This window comes from Flavonifractor sp. HCP28S3_F3 (assembly GCF_052065355.1).
Lineage (GTDB): Bacteria > Bacillota > Clostridia > Oscillospirales > Oscillospiraceae > Flavonifractor.
In genome coordinates this window covers 75,111-99,110 of the sequence record NZ_JBQHUF010000003.1, presented here as the reverse complement: position 1 = coordinate 99,110, position 24,000 = coordinate 75,111, and the positions used below count along the sequence as shown (strand labels likewise).

Genomic DNA, 24,000 nt, shown 5'->3' with positions numbered 1-24,000 from the left:
AGTAAACTTTCAGGAGGTTGCCATGTGTACAGGTGCGGAAAAGATCCAGGACGCAGAGCTGGAAGTGATGCAGGTGCTGTGGAATTCTCCCCAGCCGGTCCCTCTTATCGAGATCCGGCGTACCCTGGCGGACAAGTGCGGCTGGGAGGACTCCACGGTCAAGACACTGCTGCGCCGCCTGTGTGAGAAGGGGGCGGTGGAACTGGAGCGTCGGGGGATGTACCGTGCGGTCATCACCCAGGCGGAGTACAGCCGGTGGTCCGCCCGGCGGCTCATTGGCAAGGTATTTGAAGGGAGCGCCAAAAAGCTGGTGGCCTCCCTGCTGTCGGACGGCCAGCTGACCGAGGCGGATATCGCCGAGTTGTCTGCCATGCTGCACGGGGAGGAGCTAAAATGAAGGAGTTTCTGCTTACGCTGCTCTCCCTCTCCCTGTCCGGCGTCCTGCTGGGGGTACTTCTGCTGGTGATTCAGCGGATAATGGGAGGGCGGCTGCCCAGAGCCTTTTGGTACTACGCCTGGCTGTTAGTGCTGCTTCGGCTGGTGGTTCCCCTGGGCTATGGTCTGCATCTGCCCCAGCCAGCCCGGCCTTCTGTAGAAGATACTCAGCAGGAAACCGTTCTCCCCATCTCCCCCAGCCAAAACCAGCAGGAACCCTCAGCCGCCGTAGCTGACACACCGGAAGTCCTTCCAACGGTACAGCCCAATCAAAGCACTGAGCCGTCTTCCCCTGCCCTCACCCTTGCAGACGGACTGTTTTTCCTGTGGCTGCTGGGGGCGGCGGGCAGTCTGGCCTGGCATCTGGCAGCCTACCGTCGATTCGCCCGCAGGGTCCGCCGATCCCTCTCCCCGCCGCCCCCGGAGGCGCTGGCTCTGTTTGAGCCGCTGCGAGCGGGACGACGGGTAGAACTATCCACCAGCGATCAGGTAGACACCCCCATGCTGATGGGGCTGCTGCGGCCGGTGATCGTTCTGCCCCGGGACGGTCCCGTCCTTCAAACAGGGGACCTGTCCGCCGTCCTGCGCCATGAATTGACCCACTGCAAGCGGAGCGACGTCCTCTATAAATGGCTGGTGGTACTGGTGACCTCCATCCACTGGTTTAATCCCCTGGTCCACTGGCTGGGCCGGAAAATCGCTCTGGACTGCGAGTTATCCTGCGACGAGGCGGTGCTGGCCACCCTGCCGCCGGAGGAACGGCTGGGCTATGGCGATATGCTGCTGGCTTTGGCCGCCCGGCGCAGGCTGCCCGCTGGTGTGACCGCTACCACCCTGTGTGAGGAGAAAAAGCAGCTGAAAGCCCGGCTCCAGGGAATTTTGGGCTACCGGAAGCCTTCCCGGGCAGTTCTCTGCGGCGCTTTGGTCCTGGGGCTGGGCCTGACCTGCTGCGCCTGCGGCGTGCTGGATCTGACCGGCCAGGCGGAAACACCGTCCGCGCCCTCCTCGCGGGAGCCTGAGGAAGCCGTCAGCAACCCCTATGCGGCTCTTCTGTCCCGGTACGAAGAGGCCCTCACCCTGCGGCAGCCGGACGACTACCCGGACCTGCCCATCAGCCTGACCAACCCCTACTGGGCGTGGACGGACACAGACAGCCTGCTGGACCGGACAGGATACGTTCAGATGGACTTGAACGGCGACGGATCGCCGGAGCTGCTACTGGGCTGGCTGGGCAATGAGTTCTGGAATCTGAACGAGGGCTATGTGTTTGCCATCTACACCCTGGTGGACGGCCAGCCTGTCCTGGCGGTGGAGGGCTGGGAGCGTAGCACCTATGTGCTGGGGGAGGACGGTTTTCTTTACCACTGCGGCTCCAGCGGCGCCGATCGAACCGAGTGGAACAAATATCGCTTTGACCCGGCGGCGGAGGGATATCTGGAGACTGTGGAGCATGTTTCCGAGCCGGAGAACGGCCAGGAGGCCGTAGAGATCGGAGAGGGTTGGATGGCCTCTGGGGCCTCCCTCCCCTATATTTCCTTTGGGTCCTCTGAAATCAGGGATGTTCTGTTGGGCAGCACCTCCTTCCTCTACTGGGCGGAAGGCTCTGAAGTGTTGGAATCCAAAGCGATCTCGCAGGTTCCTGCCCTGTTCAGCCCAGACAGCGACTACGCCCACATCTACCAGTTTGCGGTGCTGGACCTGGACGGCGACGGCAAGTCGGAGGTGGTTCTGGAGATCTCCGATGTGGCCAGCGATATGGGCGGCTATCTGGTTCTCCGCCAGGTGGGCGGCACGGTTTACGGCTACCCCAGCGGCTGGCGCACCTTCTGGTACCTGAAGACCGACGGCACCTTTGTATATTCCTATCAGGCGGGAAATGAGGATGGCGCAGCCTCCGTCCGCTTCACCGGGACGGGCATGGAACTGGAAAAACGCATCTGCGGTCAGGGAAAGCAGTTTGAGTTTGACACGTTTCTGATAGATGGTCAGCCGGTTTCTCAGCGGGAGTACGAAGCCGCTTGGGATGCTCAGAATCAAAAATCAGATGCAGAATGGTACGAGTTTACCGAGGAAAATATCCGAATGGTCTTCTGAAAAAGCAGGGGTGGGAACAAAAGTTCCCACCCCTGCTTTTTTAAGCTTTCTTTTCCACCTTCACCGCAGTACCACTGACAAGAACGATCATGTTGTTTGCACCGCCGGGGGAGGTCAGCGTAACCGACGTGCCTACCACGGCATTGCCGCCCCGCTCTTTAGCCTTTTTGAGCATTTTTCCCTTGGCGGCGTTGAAGGCGTTTCCGAACAGGTTCTCCTGATTGGCCATACCGCCACCCAACACGCCGCCCACCAGATAGATATCCGTTCCGGTGACCACACCCAGATACTCGGTGATCTCGGCGTTATCAAAGTGGTCGGTGGTGGTGATGGGGTACTCGGTCTCCTGAAAAGTAGGGCCTCCCACATCGGGGCTGCTTTCCCGGACCTTGTCCACGGCGGCCTGCCTTTCCTCTTCGCTCAGCGCGTTCCATTTCTTCGGCGAGCTATGCAGAAGGACCAGATTACCTCCGCAGCCAGGGCACTTGGCCGACGCGGCAACGATTTGCACCTTCTTACAGTTGGGGCAGTAATATACCATATCGAACATACCCATCATTCATCTTCTCCTTTCCTCTTTGCCGTAGGCTAATTTTAGTATAATCCATCCGGTCGGTAAAACAATATCCTGGCAGCATAGTGTTTTGCCTCTATCAAATAACGCAGGGGTGGGAACTATTGTTCCCGCCCCTGCGTTATTATGTCAACTCCCCAATATAGACAATAATCTTTTCGCCCTCTACATCAATATACTGAATCTTCAGATGCTGCCCATCATGGGTGACAACGCCGCCCCAGGACGCCGCACAATGATAGCCCGTCTGAAGCACAAAATTGGAATAGGAAAAGGAAACTCCATCGATCTCAAAGGACTCCATATCGTGGCCCGTGACGGGCATGGGGTGATAGTTTTCCACATAGCCCGTCACCTCTGATACTTCTCCACTCTCCCATAGTCGTCTGCATGCGGCATACATGAGGATGCTGCTCCCCATCACAAAAACAAACACTACCAGCATCACCAGGGCGGTGATTTGAAATACCAGCCTGCGTTTCCACGGTTGGCATGCCGTGTTGTTTTTCATCTGTCTCCCTATAAGGAAAAAGCCAATGGACAGCGTCAAGGGAATGAGCAGGAACAGACCATCTATGTAATTGATGTGCAGTTCATAGAGCACCTGTTCCATGGCATTCACCTCCAAGGTATGACAAAAAGGGCACTTGCATTTCTGCAAGTGCCCTTTGGTCGGAGTGTAATTATAGGACTTGGAAAAATCCAGCCATATCAATGGTTTGCAAGCCGTCAGCAAGAGGTTTAATTCCTGAAAAGTACACACATTTTTAAGATATAGTAGTTCTAAATTTAATTTAAGGGGTTAATAGAGCGTTCAGATCACTAAACATTTTCTCAAAACGATCTAATGCCGGTGCAATATCTTGAGCATCCCACACATTTGGATGTTCGATAAGATATACACTTGGGGCATAATGGTTAAATGATACCCCCTCAATTACAGACATTTTTTCTTCGACGTAACTTAACACTTTCCCAGTTTCTGTTTCAAGTAAAGGTATCTGCCGTTCATCATCAAGGTTATAACACTTATTTACCAATTTGATATAAGCATTACTTCCTATCACATCCTCAATATCACTGGTACGCAACCCAGTATAATCACTTGCTATTAGAATGTGGCTTGCCGCAAGAATACCAGAAGATTTTAACCTATCTATTTTTTGACGATCCTTTTCATGATAGTCAGTTAGAGAAGCAACCTTTAAGGCGTTACCACTAAACAATGAAACAAAACTTTGAATTTTGTCAATTCCACCGGAGGGGCATATTGTCCAGTCTTTATTAAGACAGGTGCGTTGATTATTCCGTAGATAATTAGAAAAATAGTTTATATACAGAATATCTGAAGGGCCTTCTACTAGCAGCGTGTTCTTTCCGATAAATAAAGTCTGGGTAATATCATATCCAAATGCTGCTTGTAGCGGGAAAATAGTATCCTTATCTTTACTTAAAACCCGTGATCCAACTTTTGTACCAAGCACTTCCTCATTATCTCCAGTAGCATCCTCAACTGTTCTGGCAGAAAGAATATCAGAAAAGTCGAGCATAAACGGAGAGTGCGTTGTATAAATTAGTTGAAACTTTGTAATGATCTTTTCTTTAAAGTATCGCAGTAAATCAGCTTGGGCTTTTGCGTGGAGGGTAAGACCTGGTTCATCTAAAAGTACAAATAGATTTTTGTTTTCCTTTTGCAGTTTATTAAACCACACAAGAAAAGAAAAAAACCATACAAAACCAGCACTGCGATCATCAAATGATACTGTTGAATCGTGTCTTGTGTTCTCAATTCGCGTTGAAAAAATGTAACCAGAATTAAATGGTGCTTCATCTCCTGGTTTGCCCATATCATAGCGGAAATCAACTCTTAGGTGTTTATTCTGGCTCCAATATTGAAAGATCTCTTTTGTTATTTTACTTGATACTCCCCTGGTTTTGTTAATCAAATCTTCTAACTTGTTTGCTTTTTTTATATCTTCAATAGAAGTGTTAGCAAGAGTCAATAAAGCCTCAAATACTTTTTCATTAGACGTCAATGTACCATTTTGACTTTTGGAAATATAGTTATCGATGGCAATTCTCCCGGGCATTTTTTGATACTCAGAAAAATACATGAATTTGGGAAGGTATAAAAGCAGCTCTTTTTCGGCAAAATCGGAAACATCGTTTTGAGGGAAGCAACTGTTAAACCAAGTAATAAAGGATTGCTCTGGAGCAGATGCTGTACTAATGGCTTTTATCTCGCCCCGGACAGTTTCGATACTCGACATATCAGAAAAATGTGCAAAATCAGGCTGTGAAAAACCCAATTCTTCCATTTTTGTTGCAAATATTACTTTGAAGTCAAAAGAAACGCTCCATTTCCTTTTGTTGTCATAACCTGAAGTCACTATTATTGTATCGCCTTTGAGGGAACCGCTACCCCATTTGCTTTCAAATTCAGTTTTTTCGGAATTACCCATAGTCCATGTAGAAACTACAACCGTATTCCCATCTTCAATATCGCCGGATTCGTAATCTGTTAAATACATTTTAGGATAGTCATACAAAGCATTATATTTTTCATTATTGTCCACTGGATTTAGCTTATATAACGCTTGAAGAATCGCGCTCTTTCCTGATTCATTCTTACCAACTAAACAGGTCAGTTGATCAACAGAAAAGTCTGTTGAATCCAAAATACATTTGAAATTTTTTATCCGTAAATTAACGAGTTTCATAAACCGGCTCCTCTCTCTAACTCACATAGAGATATTTAGACGAAATTCTTATTACAATTATATCATCTGGGAGTATTTGCCGCAATATGACTTTTATTTCAATGAAAAACTTATGCCCAATGGGACTACGGGCAGCGTTTTCATATAGAAAAATTTGAAGGGAGGAGATAACACCACCGGCCAGCCGTGAGGCTGGCTTTCTCCATTTTACGACAAAGAAGGTTTTTCATTGGCTGACGACAAAAAGAATATTCCCAATGCTGGAAAGGTAGACGAGCCCGCAAAGGCGGAGAACACGGAGCCCATGAAGGCTGATCCCGCTGTGCCGGAACAGCCCGCCCCATCCAAACCGGAGACCCCTGCGGTAGGGGATGCGCCCAAGGCAGCGGTGCCCCCTGCGGTAGAAAAGTCTCCCGCTCTTGGGGCAGAGCAACCTGCTCCGTCCAAAGAGAACAAGCCCCAGCCGGGCAAAACGGATCAACAGGTCACAATCCCCGGCATGGGAGATCCCACCCCCGCTGGAAAGGTGGTGGATTTCACCGCCGCCCGTGATGGGACAGCGAAGGGCAAGCCCCCGGAAAAAGCTGCAGCCCCGGACAAAAGCAAGCAGCCGGAGGCATCCACGCGCTGCCGGGGCCGCCCGCCCAAGGATAACAAATCCGTTCCCGGCAAGACGGCCCCTCGGGACAAGAAGTCCCAAGGCAAGGGTGCCGGGCTCTCGACTTCGGCAAAAAAGAAGGATTCCCGCACTTCGGACGGCGGCAAGACCCCTACCGTGGAGCCTAAACCACCGCTGCCAGAACAGCCCAGCGAGCCCAGGGACGCCACCCGCCCGGTCAAGGAGGAGATCGTCTATCTTGACCTGTCCGAACTCCACGCCTTTAAGGATCACCCTTTCGAGGTGCGGGACGATGCGGAGATGCAGGCCCTGGTGGAGAGTGTCAAGACCGGCGGCGTAAACCAGCCCGCCCTGGTCCGCCCCCGTGAGGGCGGCGGCTATGAGATCGTGGCGGGCCACCGACGCCAGAAGGCCAGCGAATTGGCCGGGTATCGGAATATGCCCTGTATCGTCCGCAACATGACGGATGAAGAGGCCATCCTTACCATGACGGACGATAATCTGCGCCATAGCATCAATCCTTTTTCTGCACTCGCTGCCTTTGTTCTTGGACGGATAGAAATACTGATCTACCGATATATCGAACATTGTCACCATCTGATAAAAGGTGTTGAGGCTGGGGTGCTGGCCATCATTCTCGTTATACATGATGGTACGCGGAGCCCGATCAACAATATAGGCCAGTTGCTCTTGCGTCATCCCGCTGGCCTCCCGCGCACGCTTGATGGCGAGCCCTATATCGTGAAAGTCAAACCGTCGTTCATCTCGCTCTATTTTCATAACATCACCTAAACTGATTTTACATTTCATGTCTGGCGTCTTGAACGATTTATGATTTCACTTTTATTACTATTTTATTTCATGCTTGATTTGGAATTCTCCATGTAAAATTCATAATTCCATGTTACACTCAAAAAGAGGTGATTCGATTTGAGAAAAATCTTGATTATAGAAGATGAGCCGGATATTCAGGAACTTTTGGCTGCATATCTTCGAGATGCCGGTTACGAAATAGTGATTGCGGGAGATGGTGTGGAGGCGCTGGCCCAATTTCAACAAGGTGCATTTGACATGATCCTTTTGGACCTGATGCTACCTAAAATTGACGGGTTTGGTGTGTGCGAATTGATACGCCGGGAGTCCAGTGTACCGATTCTGATGCTCACCGCGCTGGACGGTGAACAGGAGCAGTTGCGTGGATTCCAGATGGAGATTGACGATTATGTGACAAAACCATTTTCTATGCCTATCTTACTGCAAAAAATCCGTGCAATTCTTCGTCGCACCGCAGGAGGCATGGAAAATAACAGATGCTTGCATTACCGTGATCTAACTTTGGATTTAGACGGAATGGAGGCTGTTCTGGCAGGACGATCTTTGGATTTAACAACCCGGGAATTTGAATTGCTCCAGGCGTTGATTTCCAGTCCGGGGAGGGTGTTCACCCGTGAAGTTCTGCTGGCCAAGTTGTGGGGCTACGACTTTTTTGGGGACGAGCGTGTGGTGGATAGTCACATTAAAAACCTACGGCACAAGATGGGTACTGACTATATCGAAACTGTAAGAGGGGTGGGGTATCGTGCTGCAAAAGAAAATCCGTGAAAGTTTGACAGTCCGTATTTTTCTGATAACGGCCCTCATTCTGCTAGGGGCAGGAGCCATTACTTTTGGGCTGATTGCCTGGGCAACCCCCAGTACCTATACCGCTGTGATCAATGATGATTTGACCAAACAGGTAAATGCGCTGGTGGAAAAACTGGCGGACACCACACTGGAGGATTGTGGGTCGGTACTGGATGCCTTTCTCAGGGACTCTGGAGCAGATGCGATGCTGGTGGGCCCCGACGAGCAAATTGTCAATACCGGCTCCCAGTTTGCACTTCAATCGATCTATGAGGACACTGGCAAAATGACTATGGCAGCGGACATCGGTTCCACGGTTACTTATACCACCGACCGCTTAGATACAGAAGATTCTGTAACTGTCACCATGTCTGAGCAGGCTACCATTACGGCTGATGTGCGCTTTCTTAACCAGTCGGATTCCTACACGCTTTATGTGACACCTCGGCTGAAGGCAGAAAATCTGGCGGTACAGGCGCTGATTCAAATGGCTTCTTGGCTGCTGCTACTTTTACTGATCTTCTCCCTGCTGTGTGCGCTGGTCTACTCCAGATATATCACCCGCCCCATTGTCCGGCTGAGCGGGATCGCTGGGAAAATGGCCGATTTAGATTTTGGATGGACCTGTGAGGAGACCAGGCAGGACGAGATTGGGAATTTGGGCCGTAGCCTAAACCAAATGGCACAAAAGTTGTCCGGTGCCCTCTGCGATCTAAAGGCATCCAATGAGGCGCTCCGGGGAGAAATGGAGCAGGAGCGGGAAATGGATCGCCAACGCATGGCCTTTTTCTCTGCCGCATCCCATGAACTAAAAACTCCTGTTACCATTCTGAAAGGCCAGTTGTCCGGTATGCTGGATGGAGTGGATGTCTATCAGGATCGAGAAAAATACCTGGCCCGTTCTCTTCAGGTAAACGCCCGGATGGAAAATCTGATTCAAGAAATCCTGACCATCTCACGGGTAGAGGCTCATGGCGGCGCGTTTGTTCAAGAACTGGTGGACATTTCTGAAATAGCAAAACGGCAGTTGGAATTGGATACAGATTTGATACAACAAAGAAATCTGAGGGTAACCGTTGATCTGTGTCCTGGGCTGACAGTAAAAGGAGAACCCTCAATGCTGGCAAAAGCCATTGGCAATCTGATCTCCAATGCGGCGCTTTACTCTCCAGAGGGCGGAGAAATCCGTATTTGGTCTGGCCTTCAGCAAGATACCCCTGCCCTGACAATCGAAAATACTGGCGTCCATATTGGGACTGAGGCTTTGCCGCATCTGTTTGAGGCTTTTTACCGGGAGGAACAATCCCGCAACCGGCGCACGGGCGGCAGTGGTCTGGGGCTCTATCTAGTACGGATCATCCTGGAGCAGCATCGAGCAAATTGCCGGATCGAAAATACGGAGGATGGCGTTCAGGCTACAGTCAGTTTTAATCCTCCCAAGTAACATACAGTGAAGAAAGCGTGCATCTGATTTTCCATCAGATGCACGCTTTCTTCATATAAAACACAAATTGGCTTCAAGTCCTCTCCATACAGGCTCGGTATCCTATGGATGAAATCCAAAAAGAAAGGACACCAACCCATGCAAATTGAACTTCAAGACCTGAATATGACCTATCCCAACGGAAAACAGGCCCTGCAACATTTGAACCTTGCGCTGAAGGCTCCCAGCCTGATCGGATTGTTGGGGCCAAATGGCGCGGGCAAGTCCACACTGATGAAACTGCTGGTGGCAGCTCTCATGCCTACGGGCGGCGCGATCCTGGTGGATGGGCAGCCTCTCGCAAAGACAGAGCATATGTTGAAGTCCAAACTTGGCTATCTGCCCCAGGACTTTGGCCTGTTTGACGAACTGACGGTGGCACAATTTTTAGACTACATGGCCGCTCTCAAAGGGCTTCATGATTCCAAAAAGACCATTCAAGAAGTGATCCGAGCTGTCAATCTGGAGGAGAAGGCTAAGGCAAAAATCCGTACACTCTCCGGCGGTCAGCGTCAGCGGGTTGGAATTGCCCAGGCTCTACTGGGCAATCCGCCTTTTCTTATCTTTGACGAGCCTACAGTTGGACTTGACCCGGAGGAGCGCATCCATTTCCGAAACCTGTTTTCCCGCACAGCCCAGGATCGGCTGGTACTGCTCTCAACCCACATTATTGAAGATGTACAGTCGGTATGCAATCAAATTGTTGTGATTGATCATGGCAAGGTGCTGTTTACCGGCACACCCGAAGAACTGATCCAAACTGCTGTGGGCCATGTGGGAGCATTTTGGGAACGGGATGCCAAGCAGGAGCAGGGGCTCCATATCACAGCGCGGGTCAACACCAGTCAAGGGATTCGATGCCGTGCGGTTGCTGACAGACTTCCAACCTATGCCAAAGTGGAAGAACCATCCCTGGAGGACGCTTATCTCTATTTGATTTCCAGGGAGGCTGCCCAATGAAAACACTCTGCCTATTTCCTCTGGAATTGCGTCGGCTTTTCCAAAGTCGGCTTACCTGGCTGATCGTCGGTCTGACCGTGCTCTCACCTGCGGTGGGCCTAATTCTCTACAAACCGGCTACAGCCAGCACAATGCTCTCCATGTATCTCGCCAACCCCGCTATCGCCGGAGGTGTTGTAGGCGGCATCCTATTCGGTCTGCTGTCTGTCTTTGAGTCGGACCGGGCCACCCGGAGCCGTGTGGATGTCCTGATGGATGCGGCAGTTTCCCCTCTGACGATGGCATTAGTACGCCTTTTGGCTCTGTTGGCAGCGTCGGTGGTGACCGTGGCCGTTACGATGCTGGTTTGGCTCCCCATCAGTGCGGGGCTGATCGGTTCGGTCTTTGGCGGTGTGGATTATATCTTAGCCTACCTGCTCCTTATGGGGTTGTCCTTGCCGATGTCTATTCTGGCCGCAGCATCCGCCTATCAGTTCACACGGCGGGTGGATCTTTCCTTGGTGCTGTTTGCCGCATTTTCGGCACTGAGCCTGACGGTATGGGCGGATGACTGGCAGCTATGCTGGCTGAATCCATGTGTATGGGCCCTGTCGGATGATTTTTCAAACTTCCGCATCTTCCGCTCGGTGGCCTGGATGCGTCTGACCTGGCTGGTAGCGTTGGCCGGGGTCTGGACGGTTTCTTATCTCTGCATCCGGCAATACGGCAAGGGTGTGTTCGGTTCTCTGACCCGGAACGTGCGGCGGGTCTATCGCCCCATCATCGCCCTGGCGCTACTGGTCTGCTCCGGCACGGCATACGCCGCCCAGCCCCTGGTAGACAGCAGCAATCCGGATCAGATGGCCATGACCTTTTACGAGATCCCCTATGTGGAGGGGGTGGTCTGCACCGGGCGCAGTGCCCAGGTATTCCCGGATACATCTGTCGGCTCCGTTACCGGCACGGCGTCCTATCAATTTCAGAACACATCCGATCAGGAGCAGAATGTGGCTTTCGGCATTAATCCCGGCTATACCATCTCAAATGTGCAGGCCAACGGTGTGAACGTTCCTTTCTCGGTGAGCGACTATCAAGAATACAATGAGGCTATGCTGGAGGTGACGATTCCCGCCGTGGAACAGGTGGAGCTGACCATGGAGTATAGCGGATTCCCCCAGGAGAGTTACAATATGTCCACCATGCAGGGCAGCACGGAAATCAGCTCTGAGTACCTGTGCCTGGAAAACTCCGTTCTCTCGCCCCGTCTGATGAATGTTCTGCCAGGGGAGAACGGCTACCCTACTACCATTGAAATCACACTGCCGGAGGTCATGACAGCCATTCCTTTCAACTCCAGCGAGGCGGAGGTCATCGCGGAAAATGAGGATGGCACGAAGACCTGGCGCTATGAGGCCAACAGTGCTGGCGGGATTCTGTATGCCGGCGACTATGTCCGGGAGGACATTGAGGCCGGCGGCATGACCATCGAATTTTACTATGGCCGCAAACATCAGGCTGTCATGGAGTCCGCCGGGGCGGTGGATGCGGTCAAATCTGTGGTGGATTACTGTACCGAGCATTATGGCCTGTTGTCTTTCGGTATACCAACGCCGCCAAGATCACCAAGCGCATGGTGGGAGAACTCATTGACCACATTGACGTGTATCAAGCGGAAAAGCAGGACGGCGTTACCACTCAGCGCGTCGTGATCCATTACAACTGCATCGGTGCCTTTGATGTACCGGACCGCCGGAAGATACCGGAGGCCGACATTATCATGGAAACGAGAAAGGGCGTAGCAGTCAGCTACGCCCCGGCGGTGTAAAGGTGGTGTGGGATATGAGAGCATTTCTCTATTGCCGTGTCGCCCATGAAGATTCTTTCGCATTGGAACACCAGCGGTTTCTGCTCCAGCTCTACGCAAAGAAGGCGGGATATGCCATCATCGGCGCTGCGGACGAATACGGCAGCGGTCTTACATTAGACCGCCCGGCGCTCCAGAAAGTGACCGAGGCCGTTGTTGCTGGAAGGGTGGATGTAGTGTTAGTCCATAACCTGGCCCGGATAGGCCGGGAGTGGGGGATGACCCAACGATACATTGACCTCCTCACCCGGCACAAGGTAAAACTCCTGTGCATCCGGGATCGGCTGCTGTTCGATGAAAACGGTGCTACCCCAATTTTGACAATAAAAAATGCGGAGTGTCCTTTGTAGGATACTCAGATCCTATAAGGACACTCCGCATGGTCCGAGTGACTGGATTCGAACCAGCGGCCTCTTGAACCCCATTCAAGCCGATGTGCCGCAACAGCGGCACCAGGGGGGAATTTCAGAAGCCACGGGCAAAGTCCCAAAAGCCTTGATACGCCTTGATTTTTACGCTTTTAGTATATCACACATTTACCTAAATTACAATCATTCCTTGCTTGAACAAGGCAAGAAAAAGCGCACAGATTTTTGAAGTCTGTGCGCTTTTTGTGCGCTTTGCGCGGCAAAGGGAAGGCCGGGATTTCTCTCGATCTAATCTGCATCAAAGTAGTCTATAATTTCAGTCAGCGTATTATAAGCTAATCTTTGCGCCGAATTTACGTTGTCGTAATCTGGGGTTTCCATATCCAATTCAGAGATCATGACTTCTATACACTCTGAAACCGTTGTAATCTTGTCTACAACCTCTGGCCAATACCTTGATACGCTTTCTTTTTGGAAAACCGGCAAGTCTTCGCTGACGATTGCACTGCCACAAGATACCCCCCATGTTGTATCTTCGGAAAACAACGCTCCGCAAAGTGCAAGTTGAGTGTTTCTGTTAAGCGTATCTCCATTATGTTCTGCTTGCGATGCTGTTTCAAGTGCTGTTTTACATATCTGCGCTCGATTTTTTATAGAATGTGCAATTTGATACATTTCCGGGTCATCTTCTACAGCAAAAACCCCATCTAATAAGTTAATTGTTTGAATATCTGCCGCCGTTATAGTAGTGTTGCCTTTTATGTTATTTGATAACTGAAAGTTAATTTCGACCGTACAATCGTCTTTAATATCATTTCCGTTAACCGCAAATGCTGCAATCATGCGGACAGACCCGCTCCCGCCCCATAAAGTCCCATAGCTGGTGGAAACAGAATAGCCGCAGTTTTCTCGAAAGCTTTTCAGCACCATGCCTTCGCTTGAAAACAACTGCTCATAGGAATTGGTATCATTCATAGTCAGCGTAATACTATCGGCAAAACCAGACAGTTCTTCATTCCTATCGCTATTGTTTACAACATCATACACAAGCAATAAGTAACGTTGTGCGGGGTCAAGTTCTTCTGTTGATAGGTCTAATTCCTCCGCAGGGTCTAAAAAAAACAATCCTTTCACTTCAATACTGGATGTTTCATTAAGCTCGTGAGAGTTTGTGGTATTACTGGAATTTCCGCAAGCACATAGAAACATGAACATCGTAAACATCAAAATTAGGGATAATCTCTTTTTCATGCTCATTCTTCTTTCTCTATACATTAATTGTAATAAGGCTACAACAAAAAAGCGTGTAGCCCCAAACGGAGCTACACGCCGAAAAACACACAACTCCGTTTGTTGCGACACAAACTTTTGCATACCATAGGGAATGACAAAATGGAGAGTGCGTTTTTACCAAATAGTAAAAACACATTCCCTTGTGGTATGCCATCATTAAGTTTGTGTCGCAGAAATACTGTATCACAACCTTGTATATAATTCAAGGGCTTATCTTTTGTCATAAACTAATGGGCCTCCCGGTACAGGCCGGGGGCTATAAAAAAGAAACGGCAAGGTAATCCCTCGCCGTTTCCAATATCAGACTTTCCGAATCAATTCTTTTGTGGTGTGCCGAACAAGAGCAGGGCAATCTTTCATCTTTATGTATCTGCGGACGGTGCTTGCGCTCCGTCCCATGCGTCTTGCCACCTCCGCCGCGTTTCCTAATTCATTGTAAAGCCTGTGCATTTCCGCAAACTCGGCGGGCGTTACTCGCGGCGCTCCCATACGCTATTACTTTGTGCCCGGTTTTTTCCCGGTCACTAAACACTTGTCGCTGTCTGCCATGCATTCTTTCCAGATCTCGTCAATATATCCTTTGAACGACTTTTTCTTTGATTCATCCCCGGATATTTCCATCACCATCTTGTTGTACTCGTCCAGTTTGGCTTGATAGTTCCATGGAACGGTGATAGTTTTCTTGTCAGTGTCCAAAATGATACGCACAGCAAAGCACCTCCAATAAAATTTAGTCTATAATTCTGCCATCTTTTGTAATATTGTACTATATCCCACTTAATTTTTCAAGTATTAACAGATATTCAAACGATTTTCTCTAATTACAGTCGAAAATGCAACGAAACTTGCAGATATAAACAAAATATAGTATAATCTTTATATAATCAATAAGAATTTTCCATTATATGTCTTAATTCTTGCATTTTATCTTGTTCCAATGCGTTTTCAATCAATCCGCACTATTTTCGCGGCATTCCGCCGTATTTATAATAGATTTCCTTCCGTAACTTGTCTCCGCTCTCTCCCGCTCCGAGTCTGGCGTAAAACTCCCGCCATGCTTTTCTGTATTCTTTCTCCGGCATTTCGCGGGGCTGTTCTCCCTTGCGGCAAAGATAGTATTTTACATTCTCCTTGTCCTTTGCAATCCAATTCCTATTGATAAGCAGCTTCTACCAGTTCCGCAAACTCTAGTCTGAAACCGTTATCCCGTAATTCGTTTCTAAAAACTCCACCTAATGGTTTGATGGCAAAAACTAATATTCCGGGTGGTAGAACAAGAGGAAGAAATGTTGTTGCATCGCCGGAAAGTCTGTTTGCGGGCCGCATGCAAATTCTCGCTTTACAAACTCCTCAAAGGGCGCGGGCGGCTCTGGCAATCCTGTGATTGTGATTGTAAACTCTTTGCCCCGCCCGCCGCTCTTAAAGGTATATCCCGCTCGTTGCAGACTTCTCTTGATGGTATCTGTGCGGGTTGTATGGAATATTTCTTCTAACTCTGCGCGGGAATAAGTGCGCAGCTGTAACTACTGCATTCGTCTCTCCTTTCTTCCACCGGACTTTTGTTTTTCTTATATTACTATATATAACAAAAAGTCCGGTGGAGAATCTGAAACCGCCGCCCCCTGCGGCGTATCATTTAGGCTAATTTGTTTTATTTATCTCCATTTCCATATAATAATTATAACATTTTATATGGATTAAATAAAATTGAGAAAAAGGCTGGCGGGGCGGTTTGTCCTTGTCAGATACGGCGGCCCCGCCGCCTATCTTCGGGCCAAAGCCCCGCCCCTTTCTTATTCGTTTGGCGGGGGAAGGAAAATGGATTTCATAGGACTGTGGGCCAGAATAGGGGCTTATCCTGGCTTTTGATTTTAATTATCCCGAAATACCCCCCCGCTCCGGCAGCAGAAAAAGAGGGCAGGGCTTTGGCCCTGTCCTCTTGATAGTTTATAGATTAAAGGCGGCTGCGTATTTCTCCGTTGCGGCCTGCATTTGTCGCAAATCCGCTTTGACGTAGAAATTGAGTGTCGTGCTTGCGTCTGCATGACCTAAAATCTCTTGTACGCTTTTGATGTCTGCACCTTGGGAGAGAAGCAGGGTCGCGCAAGAATGGCGCAGATCATGCGGGGAGAGATCAGGCAAGCCGTTCCTTCGCATGAATCGTTTTACTTTGCAGGTAACAGAATTGGGATCACGGGGAAGAAATAAATCCTTTTCGCCGTGGAATACAAAGACCTCTTTCAAAATAGTATCCGGGTACTTTGCCTGTGTCTGTTGTTTGAGCTGTTGCAGCAATTTCAGCGTACTTTGCATGATAGGAATGGTGCGTATGCTATCAGCGGTTTTAGGGGTGCTGATGATGATTCCGCTTTCAGGGGTATAGACCACGCTCCGCTCTATGGTGATTGTCCCGGCCCGCTCGTCTATGTCCTTCCATTTCAGGCCGATACACTCGCCCCGCCGTATGCCGGAGGTGACAAGCAACTGCAACATACAACGGAAGTCCAGAGGGCTGTCCAGCAAGAGGGAAAAGAATTGCTTTGCCTGTTCCGGGGTAAGCGCGTCCACAGGCTTCTTGTCCTTCTTAGGCGCGTCCACCTTCTGCATGGGATTTGCGGCTATCACACCTTGCTTTTCCGCGTAAGCAAATATCAGTCCCAGCACGTTGTAATAATGGCGGATGGTTTTGGGCGAGAGAGCCTTCCCTTGTCGGGTTTTATATTCTCTGCTCAAGTAAGCAAGAAACTTCTGAATGTGCAGGGGGCTTATCTCCTGCAAGACCTTTCCGTCGAAGTATTCCACAATCAGCTTTTTCATGTTCTTGTAGAAGGTGACTGTTGTCTGCTTGTCGTTTCCGTTGCAGATTTGAAGGGGAAACCACACGTCATTAACAAAGGTCGTAAAACTGTCCCGCCGCTTCTCTGGCGGGAGGGTGTACGCCTGGCCCAATTCTTTTTCCTTTTGGTATTCTTCCCTTGTCTCCCGCTCCCAAGTGTCTGCCGCCCGCTCTGCGGCTTTTCTTGCCTTTGCAGGTGTTAGGCCCTCCGGAATATCCCAAGTCGTGTACCGCCGTATCTGCCTGTTGTTTGCGTCCCGCCCTAGACAGACCGTAAAGCGGTAGGAAATGAGTTTTCCGTCTCTCTTGTTTTCTCTGATGTTTGCCATTTGATACACCTTTCTTTCCAGCGTATCAATGGTTTCTATCACTCTTTTTCGGAGTTGTGCGCTTTTTTGTGCGCTTTGAAAAAGCCGCAACACGCATTTTTCTCTGAAAAGATACAAAAAAGGCTTGAAATCTCACGATTTCAAGCCTTTTGTTGGTCCGAGTGACTGGATTCGAACCAGCGGCCTCTTGAACCCCATTCAAGCGCGATACCAAACTTCGCCACACCCGGAAATCGCCGCCTTGTTTCAGACGGCTTGATTATATTACCACGGACGCAGAAAAAATGCAAGCCCTTTTTTCAATTTTTTTTGCTTTTTTTCTTCGCTCACACCCAGCTGTCTTCCAGCTCGTGTTTACGCTCCCGGGTCATCAGCTCCACAATCACCGCATGGGGATCTTTGCCATGGTACAGGACCTGGTAAGCGGCCTCCGTGATGGGCATCTCTACCCCTGCCTTCTGGGCCAGAGCCCTGGCGGTGGCCGCAGCGTAATAGCCCTCTACCACTGCACCGATCTCCTTCACAGCCTGCTCCGCTGGAGTACCCTTACCGATCAGGATACCGCAGCGGCGGTTACGGGAGTGCATAGAGGTACAGGTGACAATCAGGTCGCCTACGCCGGTGAGTCCGGCAAAGGTCTCCCGCCGTCCGCCCATCGCCACACCCAGCCTGGCGATCTCGGTCAGGCCCCGGGTCATGAGAGCGGCCTTGGTATTATCGCCGAAGCCCATGCCGTCACACACGCCGGCACACAGAGCGATGACGTTCTTCAGGGCGGCGCCCAGCTCCACGCCCACCACGTCGTCGGAGGCGTACACCCGGAAACGTTCATTCATAAACAGATCCTGCACCAGTTCAGCGGCGGCACGATCCTTGGAGGCGGACACCACCGCGGTAGGCACCCGGCGGCCCACCTCTTCCGCATGGGAGGGACCGGACAGGGCCACGATGGGGTGAGACTCCCCCACCTCCTGGGCGATGGCATCAGTAAGGGTAAGGGAGGTATCCTTCTCGATACCCTTGGACACGGAGACCAACACCGCACCGGCATCCAGCAGAGGTGCCACCGTCCGGGCAGTGGTGCGCACAGCAAAAGACGGAGTGGCCAGCACTACTACACCGCAGCCTTTCACACAGTTGGTATCAGAGGTGAGCTTCAGCCCTTCAGGCAAGGCTACCCCCTTCAGCATGGGGTTCTCCTTTTGTTCCTTGAGCACGGCGGATTCCGCTTCAGTATAAGACCAGAGGGTCACGTCGTGGCCGTTTTCCAGCAGTACCAGGGCCAGAGCCGTACCCCAGCCGCCGCTGCCCATGACAGAGATCTTCATGTTACCGTCCCCTATCCTTATTTCTTATGATGCAGGCTGAATTTGGATTCGGTGCCGCTGAGGATACGCTTCAGGTTGCCCCGATGCTTCCAGACAATGAGGCCACCCAGGAAGATGGCCAGCACCAGCAGCAGCCATTCATGGTAGACGAACCAGGTGACAAAGGGGAAGGATGCCCCCGCCCAAATAGACCCCAGAGACACCCACTTGGTGAGGATAGCCAGCACCAGGAAGCCGCCCCACACCACCAAAGCGATGCGCCAGTCGATCATGATGGCTATGGTGCCTCCAGACAGGATGCCCTTGCCGCCCTTGAATCCAAACATACAGGGGAACATATGGCCCAGCAGGCAGAACGTTCCCGCCCAGTACTTGCCCAAGGCGATGACCAGGCTGTCGTCGGCAATGAGGTATTTAGCCGCCAGGATGCCCACCCACACCGCCACAATGGCCTTGAACACATCGGTGAGAATAACCACAAAAGTCAGGGGTCCCCCGAAGGTACGGTGGAAGTTGGTCAGGCCCGCGTTGCCGCTGCCATGCTTGCGGACGTCATCCCGCAGAGTATATTTGGAGACGATCACCGCACCGTTGAAGCAGCCGCAGAAATAGGCGATCACCGCCACCAGAATGGCGGGAAGCACCACGGAATGGGTCGCAGCGGCCAGGGCGGCGGTCAGGTCAGGGGCGATCCCCGCAGGAACAATGGTGGGGTCCATCGTTAGCCCTCCTTATCGCTCTTCTGCCGGATGGTGAGCCGTACAGGGGTGCCCTCCAGTCCGAAGGTGGAGCGAATCTGATTTTCCAGGTACCGCTGGTAGGAGAAGTGGAACAGCTTGGCGTCGTTGCAGAAGCAGACGAAGTGGGGCGGCTTGATGCCAATCTGGGTCATATAGTAGATCTTCAGCCGCCGTCCCTTGTCCGTGGGAGGCTGCACCCGGGCGGTGGCGTCAGCCAGCACCGAGTTCAGCATGCCGGTGGTGATGCGCAGGGAGGCCTGGTCCACCACGTAGTTGATAAGATCGAAGAGCCGGTCCACCCGCTGGCCCGTCAGGGCAGAGATGAAAAGGATAGGGGCGTAGGTCATATAGCTCAGATCCCGGCGGATGTCCTGCCGCATCCGGTCCATGGTCTTGTCATCCTTCTCGATGGAATCCCACTTGTTGACCACGATGATGCACGCCTTGCCCGCCTCGTGGGCCAGGCCGGCCACCTTGGTGTCCTGCTCCGTAACGCCCTCATTGGCGTCGATCAGGATCAGGCACACATCCGCCCGCTCGATGGCCATGGTAGCCCGGAGGACGGAGAACTTCTCAATGGGATCATCCACCTTGGATTTCTTCCGCATGCCGGCGGTGTCGATGAGCAGATATTTGCCCTTCTTGTTCTCAAAGTAGCTGTCCACCGCGTCCCGGGTGGTGCCCGCCATGTCGCTGACAATTACCCGCTGCTCCCCCAGGATGCGGTTGACCAGGGAGGACTTGCCCACATTGGGCTTGCCGATAATGGCCACTTTAATGACGTCGTCATCCACTTCCTCCTCGTCCTCCGGGGGGAAGTATTTGAAACACTCATCCAGCAGGTCGCCGGTACCGTGGCCGTGGACGGCGGAGACAGGGATGGGATCTCCCAAGCCCAGGTTATAGAACTCGTAGATATCCGGATTGGTGTGGCCCACCTGGTCCATCTTGTTTACCGCCAGCACCACCGGCTTGCCGGAGCGCAGCAGCATATTGGCCACCTCCTGGTCAGAGGCGGTGAGGCCGGTCTTGATGTCGCACAGGAAGATAATGACGGTGGCATTCTGGATGGCGATCTCCGCCTGCTGGCGCATAAAGGCCAGGATCTCGCTGTCGGTACCCGGCTCGATACCGCCGGTATCCACCAGGTCAAACTTCCGGTTCAGCCACTCGGCTTCGGCATACAGCCGGTCCCTGGTGACGCCGGGGGTGTCCTGTACGATGGACAGCCGCTGGCCCACCAGCTTATTGAACAGCATGGACTTGCCCACATTGGGCCGGCCCACGATGGCAATTAAAGGCTTCATAGTATCTTCTCCCTTCTGATCAGGGGTTATATCTGTAATATTCCGCCTCCGGCGGCAGGACAGGACAGCTGGGCTCCAGCTCCCGGCCCAGGATGGCGTCGGCCAGGTCGAAGCCGCTGTCAGCGGGCACGGGGATCACCGTCACGCCCAGAGCTTCCTCCAGCTGCTCCACAGTCACGTCGTCCAAAAACACCCGTTCACCTGCCCGGAGCATATTGTCCGGAATGAGCAGCCGCTCTCCCAGGTCTTTACCCTTCAGCTGCTCCAGCAGGTCGGTTCCAGTAATGAGGCCGGAGACGGTGATGGTCTCTCCGAAAAAGTGGTTTACAATAGGATAAACCATTCCTTTTATATTACCACATTTTTCCCGGGCGTTGTCAACAATTTCCTGCACAAAGGGCGCGGCAGACACACCGGTAGCAATGGAGAAGGGAACTGTTTGCTCCGGCTCCTCATCCTCCATGGCCAACTCCGCCTGGTGGTGCAGCAGGCGCAGCATACCCACGCCGTTTTCCAGCTGGTCCATATCCTCATAATAGCTTTTGTCTGGCAGTGCCCTTCCAGCAATGAGGTAGAACTCATCGGAGCACCAGGCCAGGCTGGTGCCGTGCTCCGCCAGGAATCCGGCAGCAAAGGCCTCCACCTGGTCAATGAGGGCGGCGGCCTGCTCCCTGGTATAGGGCTCGATCTTGCACAGGCCCTCCCGGAATTTGGTGACGCCCACCGGCACCACCGCCACACTGGTCACCGCCGGATGCAGCGCCCCCAGCTCCCTCAGGGTGCGGTCCAGGGCGGGGCCATCGTTGACGCCGGGACAGGCCACGATCTGGCAGTTCATCTCGATACCCGCCCGGGCAAATTCTGTCATGATCTCCAGACACTCTCCCGCCCGGGGATTTTTCAGCATTGCGGTGCGCAGCTCGGGATCCGTGGCGTGGACCGAAATATTGATAGGACTGATCCGCAGATCGATTACACGCTGTATTTCCCTCTTGGATAGATTGGTAAGCGTAATATAATTTCCCATCAAAAAGGACAGCCGAGCGTCGTCATCCTTAAAATAAAGAGTCTTTCGCATGCCTGGGGGCATCTGGTCCACAAAGCAGAAGATGCACTTATTGGCACAGGAACGGGCCCGGTCCATCAGATAGGTCTCAAAATTCAGGCCCAGGTCCTCCCCCTCCTCCTTGCGGAGGCGAACAGTGCGGCTGCCTCCGTCCGGGCCGGAAAGAGTGAGCTCCAGCCGGGGGTCATAGGCGTAAAACTTATAGTCCAGCACATCCACGATGGGGTGGCCGTTGATGTGGGTCAGGGTCTCCCCCGGCCGCAGGCCCGCCCGGTCCGCCGGACTGCGGGGATCCACCGATGAAATCTTTGTCAGGCTCATGGATGTGCTCCTTTTTGTAAGCATTATTTTTCTTATTCTACCCCAATTCTGGGCAAAAAGAAAGAGGGGCTTGTCTCCCCTCGTTCTTTTCAGGCTATTTACTTCGCCTCAGCGGTTTCCACCTTGCCCAGCTCATGGCCGTTGTAGGTCATGCAGCTCTTGCACATCCGGTGGGGCAGACGGAACGCACCGCACTTGGGGCAGGTGGTGACGCCGGGAGTCTCCAGCTTCCACACGGAGCTGCGGCGCTTATTCCGGCGCTGCTTGGACACTTTACTCTTAGGGACTGCCATTTATGACACCTCCTTAGGTTCATGCCCTGGCCGGGCAAAACTTACTCATTCTCTTTATCCAACAGCTGCGCAAGTGCAGCCAAACGTGGATCGATCTCTTTCCTGCATCCGCAGGGGCCATCGTTCAGGTTGGCACCGCAGGTGGGACACAGTCCCTTGCAGTCCTCTGAACAGACATGCTTGGCGTCCATGGACAGCACCAGGGCGGTGGTGAAGATCTCGTCCAGATCGGCCTCTCCATTTTCCAGAAGCACGATCTCGTCGTTCTCCTCGTCCTCTAGCTCTTCCGCCAACAGGGTACTGACCGGCAGGGCCAGGTCCTGGGAGAAGGGCTTCAGACAGCGGTCGCAGGCCAGCTCCAGCGTGGTCTCCGCCGTTCCCTCCAGCAGCAGGGCATCGGCCATATTGCGCACCGTACCGCTGACACGGACGGGATGGGCAAAGGGCTTTTCCCCGTAAAAATCCAGCCCAGACAGGTCCAGTTCAAACTGGAAGGGCAGGGATGCACCGGGGACATGGATGATAGACCTGAGATCAAATCGCATGATACACCTCACACAATGGCACAGCAGACATTATACTCAAAATTGCTGCGATTGTCAAATACTTTTTCACTTTTTCCGTAATTTATGATATAATACCGTCACCATACCGGCCTCGTGCCGGTTTTTCAGGAGAATTGCCCATGAAGGAATTTACCATCGGTAAAAATGACGCCGGGCAGCGGCTGGATCGCTGGCTGGCCAAGACCCTGCCTCTGCTCCCCGGCCCCCTGGCTCAGAAGTACATCCGCCTGAAACGGGTGAAGGTCAACGGCAAGGGTTCTCAGCGGGACGTACGGCTCCAGGTAGGGGACGTACTGCAATTATACATCAACGACGAGTTCTTTGACCAGCCCCGGGAGGACAATGCCTTCCTGGCGGTGTTCAAGCCCAAGCTGGACATTGTCTATGAGGATGAAAACCTGATGCTGCTCAACAAGCGGCCGGGTCTGCTGTGCCACGCCGACGAGCACGAGAAGGTGAACACCCTCATCACCCACATCCAGGCCTACCTTTATCAAAAGAAGGAGTGGAACCCCAAAGACGAGCACTCCTTTACCCCCGCCCTGTGCAACCGCATCGACCGGAACACCGGAGGCATCGTCATGGCAGCCAAGAACGCCGAGACTTTGCGCATCCTGAACCAGAAGATCAAGGACCGGGAAATCGCCAAGTTCTACCTGGCCATCATCCACGGAAAAATGACGCCGCCCCAGGGCAAGCTGGAGGGGTTCCTGCTGAAAGACGAGGACAAGGCCCAGGTGAAGGTGTTCCGTAAGCCGGTGCCCGGCGGCAAAAGCGCCGCTACCTTATATAAGACGCTGAAAGTCAACCGGGGACTGTCTCTGGTGGAGTGCGAGCTTCTGACCGGGCGAACCCACCAGATCCGGGCCCAGTTCGCCGCCGCGGGCCATCCCCTGCTGGGAGACGGCAAGTATGGCCGGGAAAAAGATAACAAACAGTATGGCCGCTCCTTCCAGGCTCTGTACTCCTACAAGCTGGAATTCACTTTTCCCACCGACGCGGGAATTCTGGAGTATCTCCGGGGCAAACTGTTTACCGTAGACAACGTGGATTTCGTATCGGAATATTTTCCAAACAACTGACGTAAAATCCCTGAAAAAATCACGGTTTTATTATTGACATTTTTCGCAATAACATATATATTTGTTTCGTCAATAGGGCGTACCCAACCGCCGGTTTGGGTACGCCTTTTACTACCTTTT

At 52.1% G+C, this 24,000-nt stretch carries 21 protein-coding genes, 1 tRNA gene and 2 pseudogenes; 10 read left to right on the top strand and 14 right to left on the bottom strand.

The features are described 5' to 3' along the window. Positions 1-22 precede the first annotated feature (22 nt). Positions 23-397 (top strand): BlaI/MecI/CopY family transcriptional regulator, encoded by a 375-nt coding sequence (locus ACTNB1_RS04430; RefSeq protein ID WP_441168059.1) that lies wholly within the window; start codon positions 23-25, stop codon positions 395-397. Continuing rightward, positions 394-2,529 carry a M56 family metallopeptidase gene (locus ACTNB1_RS04425; protein ID WP_441168058.1) on the top strand — a complete coding sequence of 712 codons (2,136 nt, stop codon included), beginning with the start codon at positions 394-396 and terminating at the stop codon, positions 2,527-2,529. The genes ACTNB1_RS04430 and ACTNB1_RS04425 overlap by 4 nt, the downstream gene beginning before the upstream one ends. Positions 2,530-2,569: 40 nt before the next feature. On the opposite strand, the gene ACTNB1_RS04420 is transcribed toward ACTNB1_RS04425, so the two are convergent. The 3 genes from ACTNB1_RS04420 to ACTNB1_RS04410 all read right to left on the bottom strand — a co-directional run bounded on the left by ACTNB1_RS04420 (position 2,570) and on the right by ACTNB1_RS04410 (position 5,823). Then, positions 2,570-3,085, bottom strand: a complete 516-nt coding sequence (locus ACTNB1_RS04420) for a YbjQ family protein (protein WP_441168057.1) — start codon at positions 3,083-3,085, stop codon at positions 2,570-2,572. A 142-nt stretch (positions 3,086-3,227) separates the two neighbouring features. After that, positions 3,228-3,716 (bottom strand): hypothetical protein, encoded by a 489-nt coding sequence (locus tag ACTNB1_RS04415; protein WP_441168056.1) that lies wholly within the window; start codon positions 3,714-3,716, stop codon positions 3,228-3,230. A gap of 181 nt (positions 3,717-3,897) precedes the next feature. Continuing rightward, complete coding sequence (locus ACTNB1_RS04410; RefSeq protein WP_441168055.1) at positions 3,898-5,823, bottom strand: ATP-dependent nuclease; 1,926 nt, start codon at positions 5,821-5,823, stop codon at positions 3,898-3,900. 304 nt (positions 5,824-6,127) lie between these two features. Between ACTNB1_RS04410 and ACTNB1_RS04405 the strand changes: the two are divergent. Next, a pseudogene (locus ACTNB1_RS04405) lies at positions 6,128-6,913 on the top strand (ParB N-terminal domain-containing protein); the annotation flags it as partial. Positions 6,914-6,949: 36 nt separating this feature from the next. On the opposite strand, the pseudogene ACTNB1_RS04400 reads toward ACTNB1_RS04405, so the two are convergent. Then, positions 6,950-7,222: pseudogene (locus ACTNB1_RS04400) on the bottom strand (helix-turn-helix transcriptional regulator); the annotation flags it as partial. A 150-nt stretch (positions 7,223-7,372) separates the two neighbouring features. On the opposite strand from ACTNB1_RS04400, the gene ACTNB1_RS04395 reads away from it, so the two are divergent. The 6 genes from ACTNB1_RS04395 to ACTNB1_RS04370 all read left to right on the top strand — a co-directional run bounded on the left by ACTNB1_RS04395 (position 7,373) and on the right by ACTNB1_RS04370 (position 12,701). Continuing rightward, complete coding sequence (locus ACTNB1_RS04395) at positions 7,373-8,044, top strand: response regulator transcription factor (RefSeq protein ID WP_441168054.1); 672 nt, start codon at positions 7,373-7,375, stop codon at positions 8,042-8,044. Continuing rightward, a complete protein-coding gene (locus ACTNB1_RS04390) occupies positions 8,022-9,509 on the top strand; it encodes an ATP-binding protein (RefSeq protein ID WP_441168053.1) in 1,488 nt (495 codons plus the stop codon). Before ACTNB1_RS04395 ends, ACTNB1_RS04390 begins: the two co-directional genes overlap by 23 nt. A gap of 138 nt (positions 9,510-9,647) precedes the next feature. Continuing rightward, on the top strand, positions 9,648-10,508 hold the full coding sequence (locus ACTNB1_RS04385) for an ATP-binding cassette domain-containing protein (protein ID WP_441168052.1): 861 nt from the start codon (positions 9,648-9,650) through the stop codon (positions 10,506-10,508). Further along, the gene (locus ACTNB1_RS04380) at positions 10,505-12,196 is read left to right on the top strand and encodes a hypothetical protein (protein WP_441168051.1); all 1,692 of its coding nucleotides are present in this window, start codon (positions 10,505-10,507) and stop codon (positions 12,194-12,196) included. The genes ACTNB1_RS04385 and ACTNB1_RS04380 overlap by 4 nt, the downstream gene beginning before the upstream one ends. Next, positions 12,118-12,312 (top strand): DUF4368 domain-containing protein, encoded by a 195-nt coding sequence (locus ACTNB1_RS04375; protein WP_441168050.1) that lies wholly within the window; start codon positions 12,118-12,120, stop codon positions 12,310-12,312. Before ACTNB1_RS04380 ends, ACTNB1_RS04375 begins: the two co-directional genes overlap by 79 nt. A gap of 14 nt (positions 12,313-12,326) precedes the next feature. After that, positions 12,327-12,701: a recombinase family protein gene (locus ACTNB1_RS04370; RefSeq protein ID WP_441168049.1), complete on the top strand. Its 375-nt coding sequence runs from the start codon at positions 12,327-12,329 to the stop codon at positions 12,699-12,701. Positions 12,702-13,007: 306 nt separating this feature from the next. On the opposite strand, the gene ACTNB1_RS04365 is transcribed toward ACTNB1_RS04370, so the two are convergent. The 10 genes from ACTNB1_RS04365 to ACTNB1_RS04320 form a co-directional block, all read right to left on the bottom strand. Then, the gene (locus ACTNB1_RS04365) at positions 13,008-13,970 is read right to left on the bottom strand and encodes a hypothetical protein (RefSeq protein ID WP_441168048.1); all 963 of its coding nucleotides are present in this window, start codon (positions 13,968-13,970) and stop codon (positions 13,008-13,010) included. A gap of 537 nt (positions 13,971-14,507) precedes the next feature. Continuing rightward, on the bottom strand, positions 14,508-14,720 hold the full coding sequence (locus ACTNB1_RS04360) for a hypothetical protein (RefSeq protein ID WP_441168047.1): 213 nt from the start codon (positions 14,718-14,720) through the stop codon (positions 14,508-14,510). Positions 14,721-15,959: 1,239 nt separating this feature from the next. Next, positions 15,960-17,177, bottom strand: a complete 1,218-nt coding sequence (locus tag ACTNB1_RS04355) for a tyrosine-type recombinase/integrase (protein WP_441168045.1) — start codon at positions 17,175-17,177, stop codon at positions 15,960-15,962. Positions 17,178-17,330: 153 nt separating this feature from the next. After that, positions 17,331-17,407: transfer RNA gene (locus ACTNB1_RS04350), tRNA-Pro, on the bottom strand. Positions 17,408-17,503: 96 nt separating this feature from the next. Beyond that, entirely contained in the window at positions 17,504-18,505 is a 1,002-nt protein-coding gene (locus ACTNB1_RS04345; RefSeq protein ID WP_441168044.1) for an NAD(P)H-dependent glycerol-3-phosphate dehydrogenase, read from the bottom strand. A 17-nt stretch (positions 18,506-18,522) separates the two neighbouring features. Beyond that, entirely contained in the window at positions 18,523-19,224 is a 702-nt protein-coding gene (locus tag ACTNB1_RS04340) for a glycerol-3-phosphate acyltransferase (RefSeq protein ID WP_441168042.1), read from the bottom strand. 2 nt (positions 19,225-19,226) lie between these two features. Then, positions 19,227-20,552 (bottom strand): ribosome biogenesis GTPase Der, encoded by a 1,326-nt coding sequence (gene der, locus ACTNB1_RS04335; protein ID WP_441168040.1) that lies wholly within the window; start codon positions 20,550-20,552, stop codon positions 19,227-19,229. 19 nt (positions 20,553-20,571) lie between these two features. Continuing rightward, positions 20,572-21,939 carry a DUF512 domain-containing protein gene (locus ACTNB1_RS04330; protein ID WP_441168038.1) on the bottom strand — a complete coding sequence of 456 codons (1,368 nt, stop codon included), beginning with the start codon at positions 21,937-21,939 and terminating at the stop codon, positions 20,572-20,574. 98 nt (positions 21,940-22,037) lie between these two features. Continuing rightward, positions 22,038-22,232 (bottom strand): 50S ribosomal protein L32, encoded by a 195-nt coding sequence (rpmF, locus tag ACTNB1_RS04325; protein WP_297288670.1) that lies wholly within the window; start codon positions 22,230-22,232, stop codon positions 22,038-22,040. A gap of 41 nt (positions 22,233-22,273) precedes the next feature. Then, positions 22,274-22,777, bottom strand: coding sequence for a YceD family protein (locus tag ACTNB1_RS04320; RefSeq protein ID WP_441168037.1), 504 nt, complete (start codon positions 22,775-22,777; stop codon positions 22,274-22,276). Positions 22,778-22,917: 140 nt separating this feature from the next. Here ACTNB1_RS04320 and ACTNB1_RS04315 point away from each other — a divergent pair, with 140 nt between their 5' ends. Continuing rightward, complete coding sequence (locus ACTNB1_RS04315) at positions 22,918-23,880, top strand: RluA family pseudouridine synthase (protein ID WP_441168036.1); 963 nt, start codon at positions 22,918-22,920, stop codon at positions 23,878-23,880. The last annotated feature ends 120 nt before the right edge of the window (positions 23,881-24,000 follow it).

Bases quoted from the DNA above. Each gene is read 5' to 3' on its own strand.
- ACTNB1_RS04330 (WP_441168038.1), bottom strand. From the start codon at position 21,939: ATGAGCCTGACAAAGATTTCATCGGTGGATCCCCGCAGTCCGGCGGAC.
- ACTNB1_RS04370 (WP_441168049.1), top strand. From the start codon at position 12,327: ATGAGAGCATTTCTCTATTGCCGTGTCGCCCATGAAGATTCTTTCGCA.
- ACTNB1_RS04410 (WP_441168055.1), bottom strand. From the start codon at position 5,823: ATGAAACTCGTTAATTTACGGATAAAAAATTTCAAATGTATTTTGGAT.
- ACTNB1_RS04425 (WP_441168058.1), top strand. From the start codon at position 394: ATGAAGGAGTTTCTGCTTACGCTGCTCTCCCTCTCCCTGTCCGGCGTC.
- der (WP_441168040.1), bottom strand. From the start codon at position 20,552: ATGAAGCCTTTAATTGCCATCGTGGGCCGGCCCAATGTGGGCAAGTCC.
- ACTNB1_RS04340 (WP_441168042.1), bottom strand. From the start codon at position 19,224: ATGGACCCCACCATTGTTCCTGCGGGGATCGCCCCTGACCTGACCGCC.
- ACTNB1_RS04365 (WP_441168048.1), bottom strand. From the start codon at position 13,970: ATGAAAAAGAGATTATCCCTAATTTTGATGTTTACGATGTTCATGTTT.
- rpmF (WP_297288670.1), bottom strand. From the start codon at position 22,232: ATGGCAGTCCCTAAGAGTAAAGTGTCCAAGCAGCGCCGGAATAAGCGC.
- ACTNB1_RS04315 (WP_441168036.1), top strand. From the start codon at position 22,918: ATGAAGGAATTTACCATCGGTAAAAATGACGCCGGGCAGCGGCTGGAT.
- ACTNB1_RS04345 (WP_441168044.1), bottom strand. From the start codon at position 18,505: ATGAAGATCTCTGTCATGGGCAGCGGCGGCTGGGGTACGGCTCTGGCC.
- ACTNB1_RS04420 (WP_441168057.1), bottom strand. From the start codon at position 3,085: ATGGGTATGTTCGATATGGTATATTACTGCCCCAACTGTAAGAAGGTG.
- ACTNB1_RS04385 (WP_441168052.1), top strand. From the start codon at position 9,648: ATGCAAATTGAACTTCAAGACCTGAATATGACCTATCCCAACGGAAAA.
- ACTNB1_RS04430 (WP_441168059.1), top strand. From the start codon at position 23: ATGTGTACAGGTGCGGAAAAGATCCAGGACGCAGAGCTGGAAGTGATG.
- ACTNB1_RS04355 (WP_441168045.1), bottom strand. From the start codon at position 17,177: ATGGCAAACATCAGAGAAAACAAGAGAGACGGAAAACTCATTTCCTAC.
- ACTNB1_RS04375 (WP_441168050.1), top strand. From the start codon at position 12,118: ATGGTGGGAGAACTCATTGACCACATTGACGTGTATCAAGCGGAAAAG.
- ACTNB1_RS04415 (WP_441168056.1), bottom strand. From the start codon at position 3,716: ATGGAACAGGTGCTCTATGAACTGCACATCAATTACATAGATGGTCTG.
- ACTNB1_RS04380 (WP_441168051.1), top strand. From the start codon at position 10,505: ATGAAAACACTCTGCCTATTTCCTCTGGAATTGCGTCGGCTTTTCCAA.
- ACTNB1_RS04320 (WP_441168037.1), bottom strand. From the start codon at position 22,777: ATGCGATTTGATCTCAGGTCTATCATCCATGTCCCCGGTGCATCCCTG.